The organism is Pedococcus sp. P2_F6 (assembly GCF_056403675.1).
In genome coordinates, this window is sequence record NZ_JBFUEZ010000002.1 from 392,777 (window position 1) to 409,107 (window position 16,331).

The 16,331-nt window shown below is 70.1% G+C and carries 18 protein-coding genes; 9 read left to right on the plus strand and 9 right to left on the minus strand.

The window, feature by feature from the left end; translation table 11 throughout:
* Positions 1 to 45: 45 nt before the first annotated feature.
* From AC1DWP_RS07290 to AC1DWP_RS07305, 4 genes are read left to right on the plus strand one after another with little or no spacing between them, the layout of a single operon-like run.
* On the plus strand, positions 46 to 1,086 hold the full coding sequence (locus AC1DWP_RS07290; protein ID WP_477613790.1) for an AAA family ATPase: 1,041 nt from the start codon (positions 46 to 48) through the stop codon (positions 1,084 to 1,086).
* Positions 1,065 to 2,006 (plus strand): DUF58 domain-containing protein, encoded by a 942-nt coding sequence (locus AC1DWP_RS07295; RefSeq protein WP_477613791.1) that lies wholly within the window; start codon positions 1,065 to 1,067, stop codon positions 2,004 to 2,006. The genes AC1DWP_RS07290 and AC1DWP_RS07295 overlap by 22 nt, the downstream gene beginning before the upstream one ends.
* Positions 2,003 to 2,989, plus strand: coding sequence for a VWA domain-containing protein (locus AC1DWP_RS07300; RefSeq protein WP_477613792.1), 987 nt, complete (start codon positions 2,003 to 2,005; stop codon positions 2,987 to 2,989). Before AC1DWP_RS07295 ends, AC1DWP_RS07300 begins: the two co-directional genes overlap by 4 nt.
* The gene (locus tag AC1DWP_RS07305; RefSeq protein ID WP_477613793.1) at positions 2,986 to 4,104 is read left to right on the plus strand and encodes a vWA domain-containing protein; all 1,119 of its coding nucleotides are present in this window, start codon (positions 2,986 to 2,988) and stop codon (positions 4,102 to 4,104) included. Before AC1DWP_RS07300 ends, AC1DWP_RS07305 begins: the two co-directional genes overlap by 4 nt.
* A gap of 35 nt (positions 4,105 to 4,139) precedes the next feature.
* On the opposite strand, the gene AC1DWP_RS07310 is transcribed toward AC1DWP_RS07305, so the two are convergent.
* Complete coding sequence (locus AC1DWP_RS07310; RefSeq protein ID WP_477613794.1) at positions 4,140 to 4,967, minus strand: Fpg/Nei family DNA glycosylase; 828 nt, start codon at positions 4,965 to 4,967, stop codon at positions 4,140 to 4,142.
* A gap of 95 nt (positions 4,968 to 5,062) precedes the next feature.
* On the opposite strand from AC1DWP_RS07310, the gene AC1DWP_RS07315 reads away from it, so the two are divergent.
* The 3 genes from AC1DWP_RS07315 to AC1DWP_RS07325 all read left to right on the plus strand — a co-directional run bounded on the left by AC1DWP_RS07315 (position 5,063) and on the right by AC1DWP_RS07325 (position 7,632).
* Positions 5,063 to 5,707 carry a PadR family transcriptional regulator gene (locus AC1DWP_RS07315; protein WP_477613795.1) on the plus strand — a complete coding sequence of 215 codons (645 nt, stop codon included), beginning with the start codon at positions 5,063 to 5,065 and terminating at the stop codon, positions 5,705 to 5,707.
* A gap of 151 nt (positions 5,708 to 5,858) precedes the next feature.
* Positions 5,859 to 6,875 (plus strand): ATP-binding cassette domain-containing protein, encoded by a 1,017-nt coding sequence (locus AC1DWP_RS07320; RefSeq protein WP_477613796.1) that lies wholly within the window; start codon positions 5,859 to 5,861, stop codon positions 6,873 to 6,875.
* A 1-nt stretch (position 6,876) separates the two neighbouring features.
* Complete coding sequence (locus tag AC1DWP_RS07325) at positions 6,877 to 7,632, plus strand: ABC transporter permease (RefSeq protein ID WP_477613797.1); 756 nt, start codon at positions 6,877 to 6,879, stop codon at positions 7,630 to 7,632.
* Between the two features lie 14 nt (positions 7,633 to 7,646).
* Here AC1DWP_RS07325 and ku read toward each other — a convergent pair whose 3' ends face one another.
* Positions 7,647 to 8,513 carry a non-homologous end joining protein Ku gene (gene ku / locus AC1DWP_RS07330; RefSeq protein ID WP_477613798.1) on the minus strand — a complete coding sequence of 289 codons (867 nt, stop codon included), beginning with the start codon at positions 8,511 to 8,513 and terminating at the stop codon, positions 7,647 to 7,649.
* Between the two features lie 103 nt (positions 8,514 to 8,616).
* Between ku and ligD (AC1DWP_RS07335) the strand changes: the two genes are divergently transcribed.
* Entirely contained in the window at positions 8,617 to 9,561 is a 945-nt protein-coding gene (gene ligD, locus AC1DWP_RS07335) for a non-homologous end-joining DNA ligase (protein ID WP_477613799.1), read from the plus strand.
* On the plus strand, positions 9,554 to 10,435 hold the full coding sequence (gene ligD, locus AC1DWP_RS07340; protein ID WP_477613800.1) for a non-homologous end-joining DNA ligase: 882 nt from the start codon (positions 9,554 to 9,556) through the stop codon (positions 10,433 to 10,435). The genes ligD (AC1DWP_RS07335) and ligD (AC1DWP_RS07340) overlap by 8 nt, the downstream gene beginning before the upstream one ends.
* On the opposite strand, the gene AC1DWP_RS07345 is transcribed toward ligD (AC1DWP_RS07340), so the two are convergent.
* The 7 genes from AC1DWP_RS07345 to panD form a co-directional block, all read right to left on the minus strand.
* Positions 10,432 to 10,860 carry a (2Fe-2S)-binding protein gene (locus AC1DWP_RS07345; RefSeq protein ID WP_477613801.1) on the minus strand — a complete coding sequence of 143 codons (429 nt, stop codon included), beginning with the start codon at positions 10,858 to 10,860 and terminating at the stop codon, positions 10,432 to 10,434. The two genes, ligD (AC1DWP_RS07340) and AC1DWP_RS07345, sit on opposite strands and share 4 nt — an antisense overlap.
* A 197-nt stretch (positions 10,861 to 11,057) precedes the next feature.
* Complete coding sequence (locus AC1DWP_RS07350) at positions 11,058 to 11,390, minus strand: histone-like nucleoid-structuring protein Lsr2 (protein WP_477613802.1); 333 nt, start codon at positions 11,388 to 11,390, stop codon at positions 11,058 to 11,060.
* 90 nt (positions 11,391 to 11,480) lie between these two features.
* On the minus strand, positions 11,481 to 11,681 hold the full coding sequence (locus AC1DWP_RS07355; protein ID WP_477613803.1) for a hypothetical protein: 201 nt from the start codon (positions 11,679 to 11,681) through the stop codon (positions 11,481 to 11,483).
* Positions 11,678 to 13,135 carry a lysine--tRNA ligase gene (gene lysS / locus AC1DWP_RS07360; protein ID WP_477613913.1) on the minus strand — a complete coding sequence of 486 codons (1,458 nt, stop codon included), beginning with the start codon at positions 13,133 to 13,135 and terminating at the stop codon, positions 11,678 to 11,680. Before lysS ends, AC1DWP_RS07355 begins: the two co-directional genes overlap by 4 nt.
* 154 nt (positions 13,136 to 13,289) lie before the next feature.
* Positions 13,290 to 14,201 (minus strand): carboxylating nicotinate-nucleotide diphosphorylase, encoded by a 912-nt coding sequence (gene nadC / locus AC1DWP_RS07365; protein ID WP_477613804.1) that lies wholly within the window; start codon positions 14,199 to 14,201, stop codon positions 13,290 to 13,292.
* The gene (locus AC1DWP_RS07370) at positions 14,198 to 15,913 is read right to left on the minus strand and encodes an L-aspartate oxidase (protein WP_477613805.1); all 1,716 of its coding nucleotides are present in this window, start codon (positions 15,911 to 15,913) and stop codon (positions 14,198 to 14,200) included. The genes nadC and AC1DWP_RS07370 overlap by 4 nt, the downstream gene beginning before the upstream one ends.
* A complete protein-coding gene (gene panD / locus AC1DWP_RS07375) occupies positions 15,906 to 16,331 on the minus strand; it encodes an aspartate 1-decarboxylase (RefSeq protein ID WP_477613806.1) in 426 nt (141 codons plus the stop codon). The genes AC1DWP_RS07370 and panD overlap by 8 nt, the downstream gene beginning before the upstream one ends.

The following is a 16,331-nucleotide window of genomic DNA, read 5'->3' on the forward strand; positions in this document are numbered from 1 at the left end:
CGCACCAGCGCAACGAAAGCAACAGATCGCACCCGAGGAGAGCGCATGGATCCCCACCCCGAGCTCGGCCGGCAGCACCCGCTCGAGCAGGCGCTCTACGAGGTCAAGAAGACCATCGTCGGCCAGGACGTCCTCCTCGAACGCATGCTCGTCGCGCTGCTGGCCCGCGGTCACCTGCTCGTCGAGGGCGTCCCGGGGCTGGCCAAGACGATGGCGATCAAGACGCTCGCCCAGGCCATCGGCGGCGAGTTCCAGCGGATCCAGTTCACGCCCGACCTCGTGCCCGCCGACGTCATCGGCACCCGCATCTACAACCAGAAGGACGGCGAGTTCCAGGTCTCGCTGGGCCCCGTCTTCGCCAACCTCGTGCTGGCCGACGAGATCAACCGCGCCCCGGCCAAGGTGCAGAGCGCGCTGCTCGAGGTCATGCAGGAGCGCCAGGTCACCATCGGCCGGGAGACGTTCAAGGCGCCCGACCCCTTCCTCGTCATGGCGACCCAGAACCCCATCGAGTCCGAAGGCACCTACGCGCTCCCGGAGGCGCAGGTCGACCGGTTCATGCTCAAGGCGCTCGTCGGATATCCCACTGCCTCAGAGGAGTTCGTCGTGGTCGAGAGGATGACGACGACCTTCGAGGCGGCTCAGCGAGTGCTCGAACCGGGACAGCTGGTGGAGTTCCAGAAGCGGACCGACGCGGTCTACGTCGATCCCGCCGTGATCGAGTATGCCGTGCGGCTGGTCGGCGCGACCCGCTCACCCGGGGTGGTCGGCCTGCCCGACCTGGCCCGCTACCTGTCGTTCGGTGCCAGCCCGCGTGCGTCGATCAACCTGGTGCTCGCGGGCAAGGCACTGGCCTTCCTCCGGGGTCGCGACTTCGCGCGGCCCCAGGACGTGCGCGACCTGGCGCGCGACGTGATGCGCCACCGGCTGGTGCTGTCCTACGAGGCGCTGGCCGAGGGCATTGCGGCTGACGACCTCCTCGGCCCGATCCTGGATGCGGTGACGATGCCCGACGTGCCCCTGCGCGAGCGCCGCCAGCAGACCCAGTCCACTTCCGAGGCGCCATGGGCCGCCGGACCCCGCTGAGCCAAGGGCCCCCGGTTCCCGGGCCGTCCGCCGCGGGGCCGTTGACCGCGGAGCGACTGCTCCGGCGGCTCGAGTGGCGCGTCGTGCGCCGGCTCGACGGGCGGCTCCAGGGTGACTACCGGACCCTTTTCCGGGGGACGGGCGTGGACTTCACCGACCTGCGCGAGTACGAGCCCGGTGACGACCTGCGGCACATCGACTGGAACGTCACCGCCCGGATGGACACCCCGTACGTGCGCGAGTACGTGGAGGACCGGGAGGTCACGGCCTGGCTCCTGCTGGACCGGTCGGCGTCGATGGGCTTCGGGCCGGTGGACCGCCAGAAGTCGCTGGTGCTGGCCGAGATCGCCACGACGCTCGCGCACATCCTGGCCCGCGGTGGCAACCGCATCGGGGCGGCGTTGTTCGACGGGAGCATCGAGACGATTCCTCCGGGGCACGGTCGCAACCAGGTGCTCCGCATCAGCCAGGCCCTGTTGCGCCCGCCGCCGGGCACCCGGTCGAAGGACACCACCGACCTGTCCCGCCTGCTGCGCGCGGCACTAGGGCTGGCTCGCCGGCGCTCGCTGCTGGTCATCGTCTCCGACTTCATCACTCAACCGGGCTGGGAACAGCCGCTGTCGCTGCTGGCGCGACGCCACGACGTGGTGGCCATCCAGGTGGTTGACCCGAGGGAGTCCGAGCTCCCGGCGGTCGGGATGGTCTACGTCGAGGACGCCGAGACGGGCGAACAGATCTTCGTCGACACCAACGACCCGGTGTTCCGTGGGCGGCTGGCCGTAGCGGCCAGGGAGAGGCAGGACGCCCTGGTTGCGGCAGCACGACGGTCCGGCACCGAGACCTACCCCGTCGCCACGGACGACGACCTGGTCAGGGCGCTGGCCCGCATCTCCGAGCTCCGCAGGCGGAGGCGGAGATGACCTTCGAGTGGCCGGTGCTCCTGCTGTCCCTGCTCGCGGTCCCGGTCCTGGTGATCGCGTACCGGGCCCAGCTGCGCCGTCGCGACGAGCGTCGCGCACAGCTGGCGGCCGAGGGGCTGGTAGCCGCCAGTCCCGGTGGCCCCGACCGGTGGCGTCACGTCGCGCCCCTGCTGCTGCTCGCCGCCCTGACGCTGCTGCTCGCCTCGCTGGCCCGTCCTTCGGCGACGGTGGCCGAGCCGCGACGCGAGGGCACCGTCATCCTGGCCTTCGACGTGTCGACGAGCATGGCAGCCAAGGATCTCGCACCGACCCGGCTGGACGCGGCCAAGGCCGCGGCCCGCACCTTCGTGGCCAAGCAGCCGTCGTCGATCAGGCTGGGCGTCGTCGCCTTCGGGGACTCGGCCGTCATCTCGCAACAGCCGACCAACGACCGCAAGGAGGTGCTGGCCGCCATCGACCGGCTGGCCCCTCAGGGTGGCACGGCACTCGGGCGCGGCATCGTCTCGGCCATCAGCGCGATAGCGGGCAAGCCGATCAGCGTCGACGAGACGGGCCAGGACGGCACGGCCGGGGGTGACGAGCTCGGCTACTACGGCTCGGCTGCCGTGGTGCTGCTGTCCGACGGCGAGAACACGACCGATCCCGACCCGCTCGTCCTGGCCGAGCTCGCCTCCACCGCAGGCGTGCGGATCTTCCCGATCGGGCTGGGCAGCCCGCAGGGCACGGTGCTCGAGGTCGACGGCTTCCAGATCTCGACGCGACTCGACGAGGCCACCCTCAAGCAGATCGCCGACACCACCGACGGCACCTACTACGCCGCGAGCGACACCGCCGCCCTGAGCAAGGTCTACAGCTCCATCGACCTGACCTGGACCGCCCGGACCGAACGTCGTGAGATCACGTCCTGGTTCGCCGCCGCGGCAGCCGTCCTCCTCCTGCTCGGGGCGGGCGCCTCGGTCGTCCGCTCGGGAAGGGTGGTGTGACCGTGTCCTTCGCGCTCCCCGTCGCCCTGCTCGGGCTCCTCGCCGTCCCACTGCTCGTCGCGGCATACCTGTGGCAGCTGCGGCGACGCCGCCGGGCGGCCGTCCGGTTCTCCAACGTCGCCCTGATCCGGGCGGTCCTGCCCCGCCAGCGGATGTGGCGACGACACGTGCCGCTCGCCCTGGTGCTGGGCAGCCTCGCCCTCCTCGGCCTTGCCGCGGGACGACCCCAGGTGCGGGCGCAGGTGCCGATCTCGAGCTCTGCCGTCATCCTCGCCGTCGACGTGTCGGGATCGATGTGCGCGACCGATGTCAGCCCGAATCGCCTTGCGGCAGCTCAGGAAGCGGTCCGCGACTTCATCGGCAAGCAGGACAACCGCACCCGGATCGGCCTGGTCGTCTTCTCCGGGTTCGCCCAGGTGGCGGTCGCGCCGACCACCAACCACGACGACCTCCTGCACGCCGTCGACGGACTGACCACCGGCCGCGGCACCACCATCGGCGCGGCCATCCTCAAGTCGATCGACGCGATCGCCGAGATCAACCCCGATGTGGCGCCGGTCGACACGGGGGACACCGGCGCCGACGGACCGGACGCCCTGACCCCGACTCCGGACCCCACCGGCACTCCCGGCGCGACGCCACCCAAGGGGACCAAGACCGTGCCGGAGATCGTCGTCCTGCTGACCGACGGCGCCAACACGCGCGGGGTGACACCGCAGGACGCGGCCGTGCAGGCGGCGGCCCGTGGGGTGCGCGTCTACCCGATCGGCTTCGGCACCACCGAGCCGACCCAGATGGTCTGCACCCGCGACCAGCTCGGAGGAGGGCTGTTCGACGGGCCGCCCGGTGGCTTCGGCGGCGGCCTGGGGCCGGGAGGGCGCAACTTCCTCGTCGTCGACGAGGACGCACTGCAGGCGGTCGCCCGGACAACCGGTGGCGAGTACTTCAAGGCGAGCGACGCCGACCAGCTGCAGGGAGTCCTGAACGACCTGCCCAAGCACGTCGACCTGCAGGAGCGCAACGTCGAGATCAGTGTCGCCTTTGCCGGCCTGGCGGCGCTCCTGCTGCTGCTCGGGCTCTGGCTCGCCGGACGCTGGACCGCCCACCCCCAGTGACGGGTTCGGCGGTGCCGACCTCGGTCGTTCGGGAGTCAGCGACGGCGCTGGCAGCGACCGCACCAGAACAGGTTGCGGCCCGCCACCACCTGGGTGCGGATCCGTGAACCGCAGACCCGGCACGGCTCGCCCTGACGGCGGTAGACGTAGGACGTCCGCTCCGTCAGCCGGTCGACCTCCCCCGCTGCGAGCTCAGCCCGGATCTGCTCGACCTGCTCGGCCACGGTCACGATCTTGCCGGTGACGACCCCCAGCGGCAGCAGGTCGACGAGGTCGAGCCAGATTGCGTCCCACGTCGTGCGACGGATCTCCTTGCCCGGCCGGAAGGGGTCGACCCGCTGACGGAACAGCACCTCGCTGCGATAGACGTTGCCGATGCCCGCCAGGACGGACTGGTCCATCAGCAGCTCGGCGATCGCCTTGCTGCTGCGGGAGATCTTGCGCCAGGCGATCTCCGGATCCGGTTCTGGGTGAAGGGGATCCGGGCCGAGGCGGGCCATCACTGCCTCCACCTGGTCGGGGGTTGTCACGGCGCACAGGTTGGGACCGCGGAGGTCGGCGACGTGCTCGTCGGTCGCCAACCGCAACCGGACCTGGCCCACGATCGGCACCTCCCCGGCATACGGGCGGTCGTCGATGGTGAAGGTGCCGATGAGGCCGAGGTGCACGTGCAGCCAGGCGTCCTCCTCGAACTCGGCGAAGAGGTGCTTGCCCCACGAGGTCGCGTGGACGAAGGTGCGGCCGGACAGCAGCGCGGCGCCGGCCGCGAACCTTCCCTGCGGGCTGCTCACCGTCGGCTGCGTCCCCCTGTATGCCGCGTCGAGGTCGCGTGCGAGCGCGAACAGGGTGTGGCCTTCGGGCATGGGCCCATCATGGCCTGCGCCATGACGTCCCGCTCCGTGATGACCTGACCGTGATGACCTGATCCACTGTGGCCCCGCCTCCTACACTGCACCGCATGGCGGCCACCGAGACCAGACTGCTGCTCCTCGGCGCCGTCATGCTGTTCGAGCCGGTCAACGGGTACCAGCTGCGCCGCGAGCTGCTGTCCTGGCAGGTCGAGGACTGGGCCCACGTCAACCCGGGCTCGATCTACTCGGGCCTGGCCACCTTGGCGCGACAGGGCAACCTCGAGCGTCACGACCTGGTCGACGGCAGTCGCGAGGTGGCCGTCTACACGAGCACTCCCCTGGGCCGACGTGAGTTCGAGAAGCTGTGGCGCGCAGCCGTGGAGCGCCCGGACCTCCTGTCCCCCCTGCCGTTCCACACGGGGATGGCCCTGATGCCGCTGATGAGCCGCACCGCGGTCCGCGAGGCCCTGCAGACCAGGCTGGCCAACCTCGACGCCAACGTCCGCGAACAGCTGGCCCAGGAGCGGCCGGCCGGGGCTGTCCCCCCGCACGTCCTCGCGTTGGCCGACCTCTGGATGGGCATGGGCCAGACCGAGCGTGAGTGGCTGGTCACCCTCATCGCCCGCATCGACCGCGGCGACTTCGCCCTGCGGGGTGAGCCGGTGGACTGGCAGGCCCCCGCGGACGACCCGGGCTGGCAGATGGCCAGCGACCGGCAGCGCTACGTGGAGCTCATCTCCCGCGAGCGATGAATTGCTGTCAGCAGCCGGGTCTACCTTGGTGGCGCGGGCGGTAGATATCGGCTTGACGCCAGAGTATTCAATGTTGAACACTAGCGATATTCAAGTTTGAACAAACGGCGACCCAGCCGCCAAGGGGACGGTCCGTCAGAGGGAGTTGGGGATGATCCACGCACGAGGTCTGGTGCAGACCTTCCAGACGCGCGAGGGCAGGAAGAAGGGCGAGGTACGTGCTGTCGACGGCGTCGACCTCGATGTGGCCGAGGGCGAGGTCGTCGGGTTCCTCGGGCCGAACGGCGCCGGCAAGACCACGACGCTGCGCATGCTGACCACCTTGCTGAGGCCCACGGCGGGCACGGCCACGGTGGCCGGCTTCGACGTCGTCAAGGAGTCCGAGAAGGTCCGACGGTCGATCGGTTACGTCTCGCAGAGCGGGGCCACGGGGCAGTTCGCCCGCGCCGGTGACGAGGTCGTCGACCACGGCATGCTCTACGGCATGTCGGGCGCCGACGCGCGCCGTCGGGGCCAGGAGCTGTTCGGCCAGCTCGACCTCGAGGGACTGTGGGGGCGCCAGCCGAAGACCATGTCGGGTGGCCAGCGCCGCCGCCTCGACATCGTCATGGGGCTGATCCACGAGCCGACGCTCGTCTTCCTCGACGAGCCGACGACAGGCCTCGACCCGCAGGCCCGGGCCAACCTCTGGACCCACATCGCCGACCTGCGCAAGCGACGCGGTGCGACGGTCTTCCTCACCACCCACTACCTCGACGAGGCCGACGCCCTGAGCGACCGGATCATCGTGATCGACCACGGCAAGATCATTGCCGCCGACACCAGCGACAACCTCAAGGCCCAGGTCTCCGGCGACCTCGTCGACCTGGAAGTTGCGGACCCCGACCTGGTGGCCGAGGCGGCCAAGCGACTCGATGCGATCGCCGAGTCCGGCAGCGACGGCCGCGACGCCGTCGAGATCGACGGCAACCACGTGCGCGGCCGCGTGCAGCGCGCCGGCAAGGCGGTACCCGGCCTGCTGGCCGACCTGCGCGGCGCCGACATCGACCTCGAGTCGATCGAGGTCCTGCGCCCCACCCTCGACGACGTGTTCCTCACCCTCACCGGCCGCTCGCTGCGCGACGCAGAGGCCACCACGCCGGCCGACCCGACCTCGAAGGAGAAGTGACATGCAGTTCCTGCGTGAGTCCTTCATCGTCTTCCGCCGCCAGCTCCGGATGAACCTGCGCAACCCTGCCTGGGTGCTCATCGGCCTGATGCAGCCGATCCTCTACCTGTTCCTGTTCGGACCGCTGCTCAAGCCGATGGCCGCTCAGATGGGCTACGCGAACAGCTGGACCTTCTTCGTGCCCGGCATGCTGATCCAGCTCGGCATGTTCGGCGCCTTCTTCGCGGGCTTCGGGCTGATCTCGGAGTGGCGTGACGGCGTCATCGAGGCCGAGCGGGTGACGCCGGCCAGCCGGACGGCCCTGCTCATGGGACGGCTGTGGCGTGACCTGCTCCAGCTGTTCGTCCAGGCACTCGTGCTGGTCGGGCTCGGTTACTGGGTCGGCATGGCGGCGCCCCTGCGAGGGGTCGTCCTCGGCGTCGCGCTCACCCTGCTCGTCGGCGGCGCGTGCGCGGCGGCCTCCAACGCCCTGGCACTGACCACCAAGAGCGAGGACGTCATGGCACCGGTCATCAACGTCGTGATGATGCCGGTCCTGCTCCTGTCGGGCATCCTCCTGCCGATGACGCTCGGACCGGACTGGCTCCAGCGCACCAGCGACTTCATGCCGTTCCGGTGGATCACCGATGCCGTGCGTGGTTCGTTCCTCGGCGACTTCGGGACGAACGCGATGCTCTGGGGCTCCCTCTGGGCGGTGGGCCTGTTCGCCATCGCGCTCTGGTGGGGCACCTCGACCTTCCGCAAGGAGAACGCCTAGGTCGGAGGTCGGCCTCAGCTGGCCTTCTTCGCGGCCTTCTTGGTCGCTGTCTTCTTCGCGGCGGTCTTGGTGGCCGGCTTCTTCGTCTCGGAGGTGGACTCCCCACGCGACGCCTTGGCCTTGTCGACGGACTTCTTGAGGGCGGCGAGCAGGTCGACGACCTCGCCCGACTCGTCCTTGGACTCGGGTGCGAACTGCACCTCGCCGCCTTCGACCTTGGCCTTGACGAGCGACTGCAGGGCCGCGGCGTAGTCGTCCTCGTAGTCATCGGGCTGGTAGTCCCCCGCGAGCTGCTCGATCAGCAGGTCGGCCATCGCCAGCTCCTGCTTGGTCGCCTTGGCGTCGTCGTCGAGGGAGGCGAAGTCGGGCTTGCGGATCTCGTCGGGCCACAACATGGTCTGCATCAGGATCACGCCCTCGTGGACGCGCAGCACCGCCATCGTCATCCGGGTGCGGATGGAGACCGTCACGACTGCGACCCGGTTCTCCTTCTCGAGGGCGTCCCGCAGCAGGATGTACGGCTTGGTGGAGGCCTTGTCGGGCTCGAGGTAGTACGACTTGTCGTAGAGCATCGGGTCGATCTGCTCGGCGGGGACGAATTTCTCGACCGAGATCTCCTTGCTGCTCGTGGCCGGCAGGTCCTTGAAGTCCTCGTCGGTGAGGACCACCATCTCGCCGTCCTCGGTCTCGTACCCCTTGGCGATGTCGTCGTAGGACACGATCTCGCCGTCGATGCTGCAGATGCGCTGGTACTTGATCCGGCCACCGTCCTCGCGGTGCACCTGCCGGAACTGCACGTCGTGGTTCTCGGTGGCGGAGTAGAGACGGATCGGCACGTTCACCAGGCCGAAGGACACCGCGCCCTTCCAGATCGCTCGCATGCTTGTCGTCCTTCCGTCTGCCTGCCCGCGGACAGGCACCCATCCCTGACGAGGCGCCTCGGGCCTCGCGCGTGGAAACCAGCCTATGCGTCAGGATGGCCCCATGCGCCCCATGCTGGCCAGTCCCGCCACCAGCATCCCCGACGGGGACGACTGGATCCACGAGGTGAAGTGGGATGGCATGCGCGTGCTCGCGGACGTGCGCGACGGCGTGCTCACCCTGACCTCGCGCATCGGCAACGACGTGACGGCCAGCTACCCGGAGCTGGCCGACCTCGCGGCCTCCTACGACGACATGCTGCTGGACGGCGAGGTCGTCGCCCTCGAGGGGGGTCGCCCGTCGTTCGGGGCGTTGGCCGACCGGATGCACGTGCGCGACCGCCGCAAGGCCGAGCGCCTGGCCGCAGTCAGACCGGTGACGTTCATGATCTTCGACCTGCTGCGGCTCTACGGGTCCGACCTCACCGCCCAGCCGCTGTCGGCTCGGCGCGAGCTGCTGGAACGCCTCGACCTCTCGGGTCGGCACTGGCAGGTCCCACCGGTCTACGAGGACGGTCAGGAGCTCTACGCAGCGACCCTCGAGCAGGGTCTGGAAGGCGTGGTGAGCAAGCGCCTCACTGCGCCCTACCTCCCGGGCCGCCGCTCGGCCGACTGGCTCAAGTCACCCCACCGGGCAACCCTGTCCGCCGTCGTGGGCGGCTGGCGAGCGGAGAAGACCAACGACTCCGGGCGGCTCGGGGCGGTCCTGCTCGGGGTCCCCGACGGCAACGGAGGATGGCGGTTCGCCGGGCGGATGGGCAGCGGCATCGCCGGACGCGCGGCCACCCAGCTCGCCGAGGCCCTCGCCCCTCACACCCGCCCGGACTCGCCCTTCAGCGACGAGGTACCCCGCATCGACAGCGTCGGGGCGACGTGGGTCGACCCTGCGGTGGTGGTGGAGGCTCGCACCCTCGAGGTGACGCGCGACGGCAGGCTGCGCCAGCCGGCATACCTCGGCATCCGCACCGACCTCACGCCCGAGGACCTGCAGGAGATGGACGATGCCTGAGCGCTACGTCCCCCAGACAACGCGCGTCGAGGTGGGCGGCCGCAGGCTCAAGCTGACCAGCCTCGACAAGCTGCTCTTCCCCTCGACCGAGACCACCAAGGGGGAGGTGCTCAACTACTACGCGCAGGTCGCCGACGTGATCCTGCCGCATCTGGCCGACCGGGCGCTGACGCGGGTGCGCTGGCCGCACGGGACCGGCGACCAGAGCTTCTTCGAGAAGAACCTGCCGTCGGGGGCCCCGCCATGGCTGCCCCGGGTCACGGTCGACACGGTGACCTACCCGATGGTCGAGGACCTGGCCCAGCTGACCTACCTGGTCAACCTCAACTCCATCGAGCTGCACATCCCCCAGTGGCGGGTCGTCGGCGGCGAGCGGGCGCACCCCGACCGGTTGGTCATCGACCTCGACCCGGGGTCGCCCGCGGGCCTGCGTGAGTGCGCGCAGGTCGCGATCATGGTGCGCGACCGGCTCGGCGCGCTGGGCCTGGACCTCTTTCCGGTCACCAGCGGCAGCAAGGGGATGCAGCTCTATGCCGGGCTGCCGGGCGACCTCACCTCCGACCAGACCCGCGATCTCGCCATGCAGCTGGCCCAGGAGCTCACCAAGAAGCACCCCGACCTGATCGTCTGGAAGATGACCAAGTCGCTGCGACCCGGCAAGATCTTCCTCGACTGGAGCCAGAACGTCGCAGCCAAGACGACCATCTGCCCCTACTCCCTGCGCGGCAAGGAGACGCCGACGGTCGCGGCGCCCCGGTCGTGGGACGAGGTCGAAGCCGGAGCCGACGGCGCGAAGTTCGAGCAGCTGATGTTCGACGAGGTGCTCGACCGGCTCGAGTCCGAGGGGGACCTGCTCGCCGATCTGCTCAGCTAGCCGCGCAGCCGACCGCCGGTCTGTCCGCGGCCGGCCGCAGTCGCGAGCCGGGGGCAGCCGGAGCACTCGTGCACGCCGGGCAGCACGTAGATGAAGCAGCACGAGCCGCGCCGGGGAGGTCGCTGGCCGCTGGCTCGCGCCAGGGTCATCGCCCAGACGTCGTCGACCATCGCCCGCCTGGTGTGCTCACCCAGCTTGGCGTCGGACCGATAGCCCAGCGCCAGCTCGAGCCCCGCCACCCGGTATGCCGCCCGGGCAGCTTCCAGCCGGTCGTCGAGGCCCGCCTCGGTGACCGTGGGGGCACGGAACTGGGCTGCGACGGGGTAGAGCTGCGTCGGTTGCAGGGCGAAACTGAGGCCGGAGTCCTCGGGGTGCAGGACCCCTGAATGGTGCCGGGCGGCATGCACCCCGACTTCCGCGGCCACCTCGAGAGTCCACTGAAGAACAAAAGCCGACGGCATGGAGGCCGGGACGACGGTGGCGTACTGGTGGTTCGTCGAGATCGTCAGCCGCTGACGCCATTCACGTAATGGATCCTCACCCCTGCGCTGACCAGCAAGAATTGCCCGCCAGTCCCAGAAAAGGTCCGGAGTGCCTTCTGGGACGCGGCGGATATCCAGCGTCAGTGCGCCTTGTCGTAGGCGGCCTGGACCTCGGCGGAAATGCGGCCGCGATCGCTGACCTTGTGCCCGTTGGACCGCGCCCACTCGCGCACGTCACCGAGGTCGCGCTTGCCGGTGCCTCGGCCGCCGGCAGCAGGTCGACCCGCGGTGCGGCGGCCCGCCGAGCGCCGTGCATGGCCGACATAGGGCGCCAGCGCATCACGCAGGGCAGCGGCGTTCTTGCCGTTGAGGTCGATCTCGTAGGTGACCCCGTCGAGGGCGAAGGTCACCGTCTCGTCTGCAACCGAACCGTCGATGTCGTCCTCGAGCACAATGCTCACGCGCTGGGCCATGGAGTTTCCTCTCGGCAAAAATGAATGGGGCGGGAGGCCAAAGATAGTGGCCACGCCAGTTCATTCTCAAATGCCCGTCAGAAAGGCCCCTCAGGAAATCTTCTCGCCATTCGCAGAATGCCCTGAATTGTCCTTCGCACTCTCGTCCCCGGCGTGCGCCGCCTCCCATTGGGAATGCGCCAAACGCTCCTTGCGGTCGCCCTCGATCATGTTCTTGATGACCAGCCAGAAGAGGAATCCCACACCGGCCGAGGGAATCAGCGCGGCGATGTAGGGCCAGATGCCGCTCATCGGGAAACCTCCGGCTTGAGGTGCGGGAACAGGATCGTCTCGCGGATGCTGGCGTCGGTGAACAGCATCACGAGGCGGTCCACGCCGAAGCCGAGTCCGCCCATCGGGGGTGCGCCGTACTCCAGGGCCCGAAGGAAGTCCTCGTCGAGCTGCATGGCCTCGGGGTCGCCCCCGGCAGCCTTGACCGACTGGGCCGTGAGCACCTCGCGCTGGACCACCGGATCGACGAGCTCCGAGAAGCCCGTCCCGCGTTCGACCCCAGCGATGATGAGGTCCCAGGCCTCGATCAGCCCCGGCTCGCTGCGGTGCGGGCGGGCCAACGGCTGTGCGATCGCGGGGTAGTCGCACAGGAACGTCGGCTGGAGCAGCCCCGGCTCGACGAGCTCACCGAGCAGCTCGAGGAACACCTTGTCCTTGTCCCAGGCCGGGTCGATGGCCACGTCGTGCTTCGCGGCATACCCACGCAGGGTGTCGACGTCGGTGTCGATGGTGACCGTCTCACCCACCGCCTCGGAAACGCCCTCGTAGACAGGCAGCCAGCGCCACTCGCCGTCGAGGTCGACGGTGCCGGCCGCGGTCTCGACCTGGCGCGAGCCGAGCGCGTCGGCGACGCCGAGGAAGACGTCGCGCATGAGGGCGGCGATGCTCGTCTGGTCACCGTAGGCCTGGTAGGCCTCGAGCATCGTGAACTCTGGGCTGTGGGTGGCGTCGACGCCCTCGTTGCGGAAGATGCGGCCCATCTCGTAGACCCGGTCGACTCCCCCGACCACGGCCTTCTTGAGGTTGAGCTCCAGGGCGATGCGCAGGGTCATCTCCTGGTCGAACGCGTTCATGTGGGTGCGGAACGGACGAGCCGCCGCGCCGCCGTGGACGAGCTGGATGATCGGCGTCTCGACCTCGAGGTAGCCCTGGGTGTCGAGGACACCGCGGATCGCGGACAGCGCGCGAGCCTTGGTGCGCACCATGTCGCGGGCCTCCTGCCGGACGATCAGGTCGGCGTAGCGCTGGCGCACGCGCGACTCCTCCGACAGGTCCTTGTGCAGCACCGGCAGCGGACGCAGCGCCTTGGACGCCATCTCCCACCGGGTGGCCATCACCGACAGCTCGCCGCGGCGCGAGGAGATCACCCTGCCCTCGACGAACACGTGGTCGCCGAGGTCGACGGTCGACTTCCAGTCGGCCAGGGCGTCCTCGCCGACCTCCGCCAGGCTGAGCATGACCTGCAGGCGGGTGCCGACGCCCTCCTGGAGCGTCGCGAAGGCGAGCTTGCCGGTGTTGCGGATGAAGATGACGCGCCCGGCGACACCGACGACGTCCTGGGTCTCCTCGCCGGTCTCGAGGTGCCCCCACTGCTCACGGACCTCACCGAGGGTGTGCGTGCGCGGCACCTGCACCGGGAAGGCCTGCTTGCCCTCGGCCAGCAACCGGTCCCGCTTCTCGCGACGCACCTTCATCTGCTCGGGGAGGTCGGCGTCGGGCTGGGTCGCCACGTCAGTGGCGTCGGTCGCGCTGGGGGTCTGGCTCACCCGCAAAGGGTACCGACCGGCACACGGTGCCTCGCAGGGCGGACCGCGGCGGCCTCTGTTGGAAGCGGCGGGCGGGGCGAGGTCAGTCCGCGAGGTCGAGGGCGAGATCGAGGATCGGGGAGGAGTGGGTCAGCCCGCCGACACTGAGGTAGTCGACACCGGTCTCGGCGTACTCGCGCGCCACCTGGAGCGTGAGCCCTCCCGTGGCTTCGAGCTCGACGGCCTCACCGGTCGCACGCACGGCCTGCACCGTTTCGCGCAGCCGCTGTGGAGACATGTTGTCGCACAACAGGAAGCGTGCGCCGACCTCGACCGACTCGAGGGCCTCCTCCGTCGTGGTGACCTCCACCTGGATCGGCACGTCGGGGAACTTCGCCAGCACCGCGGCATACGCCTTGCTGAGCGAGCCGGCGGCGAGCTTGTGGTTGTCCTTGATCATGGCCACGTCGAACAGGCCCATGCGCTTGTTGGTGCCGCCACCCGCGCGGACCGCGTACTTCTCGAGGGCGCGCAGCCCTGGGGTGGTCTTGCGGGTGTCGAGGACCGTGGCACCGGTGCCTTCGAGCCGCTGCGCCCAGGCGTGGGTGTTCGTGGCGATGCCGGAGAGGCGGCACACGAGGTTGAGCATGGTTCGTTCGCCGACCAGGGTCACCTGGGTCGACCCGGCCAGCGTGGCGACCACGTCGCCCTTGCCGACGAGGTCGCCGTCGCGGTGCTTCGTGGTGATGCGCAGCGGCTCGGCGCCCATCCGCCTGGCCACCTCGTCGAAGACCATCGCAATGAGGGGTATGCCGGCCAGCGCGCCGTCCTCGCGCACCACGACGTGCGCCGTGCTCACCTGCTCGACCGGGATGGTGGCCGTCGTCGTGACGTCGACGCCGTCCGGCCCACCGAGGTCCTCGTCGAGGGCGGTGCGGATGACGGCCAGGGCGTCGGCCTCGGGGAACCGCAGGTCTGCGAGGTCGACAGGGTCGGCCGAGGGTGCGCCGGTCATGCGAGGTCCTGTTCGGGAACGGGTTCGAAAGTGGTGGAGAGCGTGCCGTCGGCGCCTCGGAGGACCAGGGTGTGGCCGCGCCAGCGGGGATCGACCTGGTCGGGATGGTCGCTGCGGACGTGACCACCGCGGGTCTCCTCGCGCAAGGAGGCCGCCAGCGTCAGGACCTGGCCGATGTGGAGCAGGTTGGTGGTCTCCCACGACTGCGGACCGGACTCGGTGGACGTGGCGGCCAGCGCGAGGTCGTGGAGGGCGAGCGCGGTGCTCGCGAGCGAGGCGGCCGACCGCACCGCGCCTGACCCGGCCGTCATCGCGGCCTGGACCTGCACCCTGGCCGAGCCGTCGAGCAGCGCGCCCTCACCACTGGGCGCGGCCGGGACGGCCTGGGGGAGCTCCCCCCGCGCCAGCCGTTCGCTGATGTCGTCAGCGATGCGGTGGGCGAAGACCAGACCCTCCAGGAGTGAGTTGGACGCGAGCCGGTTGGCACCGTGGACCCCCGTGCAGGACACCTCGCCGCAGGCGTAGAGGCCGTCGAGGGACGAGCGTCCGACGAGGTCGGTGCGCACGCCGCCGCTGGCGTAGTGCTGCGCCGGGGCGACCGGCAGCAGCTCGGTCGCGGGGTCGAAGCCGAGCTCGCGACAGCGCGCCACGATGGAGGGAAAGCGCTCCTCGAGGAACTCCTTGCCGAGGTGGCGGGCGTCGAGGTAGACGTGGTCCTCCCCCGTCTCCTGCATCCGGTCGACGATGGCCCGCGAGACCACGTCGCGTGGCGCGAGGTCGGCCAGCGGGTGACGTCCCTGCATGAACCGCTCTCCGTCGCGGTCGACGAGGAAGGCCCCCTCACCGCGCACAGCCTCGGAGATGAGCGGCTGCTGACCGCTGGAGCCCGGCCCCAGCCACAGCACCGTGGGGTGGAACTGCACGAACTCGACGTCGGCCATGACGGCACCGGCGCGCAGCGCCGCCGCCATGCCGTCGCCCGTGGCGACCGACGGGTTGGTCGTCGCGGAGTAGACCTGTCCCAGCCCGCCGGTGGCGAGCACCACCGCACGGGACCGGGCTGCTCCGACGCCGTCCATCTGCCCCTCGCCGATGACGTGCAGCGTCACGCCACAGACGCGGGACTCCGTGTCCTGCAACAGGTCCACGACCAGGGCGTGCTCGATGACCTCGATGCCTGGGTCGTCCTTGACGCGGTGCAGGGCGGCGATCAGGGCCCGGGAGATCTCCTTGCCCGTGGCGTCGCCGCCGGCATGGGCGATCCGGTCCTTGTGGTGGCCGCCCTCGCGGGTGAGCTTGAGCCCTCCCGCGTCGTCGAGGTCGAACTCGGCGCCGAGGGCGACCAGCTCGTGGACGCGCGCGGGACCCTCGTGGACCAGGGCCGTCACCGCGGGGACGTCGCAGACCCCGCACCCCGCCACCAGGGTGTCGTGCAGGTGCTCCTCGGGGGAGTCCCCCGGGTCGAGGGCCGCTGCGATGCCGCCCTGGGCCCACTGGGTGGACCCCTCGTTGAGCACCGTCTTGGTGACCAGCAGCACGCGGTCCACGCGCTGCCGCAGCCGCAGGGCGGTCGTGAGGCCGGCGATGCCCGAACCCACCACGATGACGTCCGCCGACGTCGTCCACCCGGGCAGGCCCGCGACCAGCCGGCGCGGGATGGTCGGTCCGGGCTGGTCGGTCGCGGCGCGGCCGGCGACGGGGGCGTCAGTCATGGTGGCGCCGCGTCACGGCCGAGGTCTTCAGTCCGAAGCCCTCGGGCACGTCCCCGCCGTCGTGGCCGATCTCGACGATCTTGTTGTCCTTGTCGACGAAGACGACCTCCGGCTCGAAGGTCCTCGCCTCCTGGTCGTCCATGGCGGCGTACGCGATGATGATGACCGTGTCGCCGGGTGAGATGAGCCGAGCCGCCGCACCGTTGATGCAGACGATGCCGGACCCCCGCTCCCCCTCGATCGCGTAGGTCGTCAGGCGGTTGCCGTTGTCGACGTCGACCACGTCGACCTGCTCCCCCGGCAGCAGGCCGGCGGCATCCATGAGGTCGCGGTCGATCGTGAGCGACCCGACGTAGTGCAGGTCCGCCTGGGTCACCGTGGCCCGGTGGATCTTGGCGTAGAGCATGAAGCGCTGCAT

Bases quoted from the DNA above. Each gene is read 5' to 3' on its own strand.
- AC1DWP_RS07320 (WP_477613796.1), top strand. From the start codon at position 5,859: ATGATCCACGCACGAGGTCTGGTGCAGACCTTCCAGACGCGCGAGGGC.
- AC1DWP_RS07295 (WP_477613791.1), top strand. From the start codon at position 1,065: ATGGGCCGCCGGACCCCGCTGAGCCAAGGGCCCCCGGTTCCCGGGCCG.
- AC1DWP_RS07290 (WP_477613790.1), top strand. From the start codon at position 46: ATGGATCCCCACCCCGAGCTCGGCCGGCAGCACCCGCTCGAGCAGGCG.
- ku (WP_477613798.1), bottom strand. From the start codon at position 8,513: ATGCGAGCGATCTGGAAGGGCGCGGTGTCCTTCGGCCTGGTGAACGTG.
- AC1DWP_RS07315 (WP_477613795.1), top strand. From the start codon at position 5,063: ATGGCGGCCACCGAGACCAGACTGCTGCTCCTCGGCGCCGTCATGCTG.
- ligD (WP_477613800.1), top strand. From the start codon at position 9,554: ATGCCTGAGCGCTACGTCCCCCAGACAACGCGCGTCGAGGTGGGCGGC.
- AC1DWP_RS07355 (WP_477613803.1), bottom strand. From the start codon at position 11,681: ATGAGCGGCATCTGGCCCTACATCGCCGCGCTGATTCCCTCGGCCGGT.
- AC1DWP_RS07325 (WP_477613797.1), top strand. From the start codon at position 6,877: ATGCAGTTCCTGCGTGAGTCCTTCATCGTCTTCCGCCGCCAGCTCCGG.
- lysS (WP_477613913.1), bottom strand. From the start codon at position 13,135: ATGAAGGTGCGTCGCGAGAAGCGGGACCGGTTGCTGGCCGAGGGCAAG.
- AC1DWP_RS07310 (WP_477613794.1), bottom strand. From the start codon at position 4,967: ATGCCCGAAGGCCACACCCTGTTCGCGCTCGCACGCGACCTCGACGCG.
- ligD (WP_477613799.1), top strand. From the start codon at position 8,617: ATGCGCCCCATGCTGGCCAGTCCCGCCACCAGCATCCCCGACGGGGAC.
- AC1DWP_RS07350 (WP_477613802.1), bottom strand. From the start codon at position 11,390: ATGGCCCAGCGCGTGAGCATTGTGCTCGAGGACGACATCGACGGTTCG.
- AC1DWP_RS07370 (WP_477613805.1), bottom strand. From the start codon at position 15,913: ATGACTGACGCCCCCGTCGCCGGCCGCGCCGCGACCGACCAGCCCGGA.
- AC1DWP_RS07300 (WP_477613792.1), top strand. From the start codon at position 2,003: ATGACCTTCGAGTGGCCGGTGCTCCTGCTGTCCCTGCTCGCGGTCCCG.
- nadC (WP_477613804.1), bottom strand. From the start codon at position 14,201: ATGACCGGCGCACCCTCGGCCGACCCTGTCGACCTCGCAGACCTGCGG.
- panD (WP_477613806.1), bottom strand. From the start codon at position 16,331: ATGCAGCGCTTCATGCTCTACGCCAAGATCCACCGGGCCACGGTGACC.